This window comes from Pseudoalteromonas sp. NBT06-2 (assembly GCF_002276045.1).
Lineage (GTDB): Bacteria > Pseudomonadota > Gammaproteobacteria > Enterobacterales > Alteromonadaceae > Pseudoalteromonas.
The window spans coordinates 1-362 of sequence record NZ_NQMR01000445.1; the positions used below are offsets into that span (position 1 = coordinate 1).

General features: G+C 42.3%; 1 pseudogene. It reads right to left on the reverse strand.

Annotated elements, in window-relative coordinates:
- Positions 1 to 362: pseudogene (locus CJF42_RS28000) on the reverse strand (ISNCY family transposase); the annotation flags it as partial.

Genomic DNA, 362 nt, shown 5'->3' on the forward strand with positions numbered 1-362 from the left:
CCAGTAAGGTTAGTAAGTACATGTTATAGCTTAGGTTCTCTGAGCCATGACCATAATTGTGCTCTATGTGGTACCCCTGATTTTTCAGGGTGTTGAAACATTCATTTTCTATCTTCCACCTGCAACGTCCGGCTTTGGCTAAATCTATGATGTTTTCTTTTGTGACTTCTATATCCGTGACCCAGCTATTTTTGTAGGTCACTGCACCCGCTTTTATCTGTTGGTATTCGATATAGTTTACCTCTATTGCATTTGCTCCACCGTGCAATGGCACTTTATTTTGCCAGCGAAACCTGTGGATACAGCCTTTTTTATCCGTGTACTCGGTGGTGGGAAGTTCAGGGTAATCATTCAGCCATTCA